Source organism: Chimaeribacter californicus, assembly GCF_002858675.1.
GTDB lineage: Bacteria > Pseudomonadota > Gammaproteobacteria > Enterobacterales > Enterobacteriaceae > Chimaeribacter > Chimaeribacter californicus.
Window position 1 is genome coordinate 1 of record NZ_PJZF01000067.1, and the last position, 1,417, is coordinate 1,417.

The following is a 1,417-nucleotide window of genomic DNA, read 5'->3' on the forward strand; positions in this document are numbered from 1 at the left end:
ATGTCCCGTTTGTTCAGTATTTTTCACCGAAAGCATTTTTTTTGGTCGGTGAGTTTTGTGACAGACAATGGTGCGCGCTCGGTCATAGTCCATTACCCGGACAAACTGATGACCCCCCTACGCCTTGGTATGCTGCTCAACCAGGAAGGGGCATCTAACGCCACTGTGCTGTCAGCAGATTTCCTCGGTCGCATGTCCCTGCATACGGCCAGCACTAAATTTTGATGAGGTCACATGTCAGCACAGCCCGCAGTAGCACAGCCTTCAATGCATGAAGTAATTAACGATGGTTTCAATCACCTGATCGGTCAGCTCAACTACGCGCTGAGCCGCGTAAAGGGTGATGACCTATCCGGGCGTTACATCACCAATTGTATTGACGGTATGCATACACTGGCACAGGAGCTGGCAGAGGTGGCCAATGCAGATGCCGACAGCCTGGATGGGGCGGTTGAAGCACTCGAAAACAAACGGATGGCCAATGGCCTGCTGCAACACCAGCTCAACGAGTTCAAAGAGAAGCTGGCGCTGAGTGATGCGCGGCTTGAAGGCCTGGATGCTGAGATTGCCGATGCTGTAGAGCAGGCTGTTCACAAACTGGAACTACTGGTTTCTGACCTCGAAGCCAAGCTGGATCAGGCAAAGCTTGAGATGCAGTCCAAAGACAACATGCTGGCCACCTACGCCGAGCGTGATAAGCGCATGACCGCACGCCTGCGTGAACTGGAGCTGATGGAGCCGGAGAAGCAGAAGGCTAAAAAAGTCCAGTACCAAAATGAGGCGCGCGAATTGCGTGCGTCAGTCAAGGAATTGAGCCAGGCGCTGAATGCCGACCGCTTGCAGCGTCTGAAGCTGAAATCAGATAACACCCTGATGCTGTCCCAGCTGGAGCAGGCGCGCACTCGTAATGACGAGCTGGCGCGTCATATCGAACGCGCTAACGGGCTGGCGGAGGGCTACCGCTATGAAACCAAATCCGCTGACGGTACCCCAGTCCATTTCTACCTGCACCGCTTCTTTACCGGCGTGCGTGTAGAGCGTGATCATGCCCAGCGCCCGCGTTACGTCAACAATCTGGATTTCTCGCTCCAGATCCGCAGCTCAATCGGTATTTCATGCGATGCCAAGGTAAACGAGTGGGGTCGCCCGCATTACTACATCATCCCGCTGCTCAAAGACATCTGGCCTGAAGACATCTACGAAGAGCTGCAAGTGATCTACCGTGATGAATTAAAGGCCGTTAACCCTTTGCTGGTGGCACGTATGGAGTGGGCGGAGTCTGTGCGCATTGAGGACATTCAAGGGCTGCGCCCGGCAATTCTGGCAGCTCTTCAAGCCGATGATTACAAGACTCTGCGCGATGTGGTGATGCTGGATGTGGACGAGCTGGAAAAGACAAAAGGCCTGGGCAAGAAAA

2 protein-coding genes are annotated in these 1,417 nt (G+C 54.0%); both read left to right on the plus strand.

The window, feature by feature from the left end; genetic code table 11:
• On the plus strand, window positions 1–225 hold a 225-nt coding region (locus CYR55_RS23855), incomplete at its 5' end, for a hypothetical protein (protein ID WP_101818579.1).
• 9 nt (window positions 226–234) lie between these two features.
• Window positions 235–1,417, plus strand: a 1,183-nt coding sequence (locus CYR55_RS22825) for a hypothetical protein (RefSeq protein ID WP_146001040.1), incomplete at its 3' end; no start/stop codon positions are given.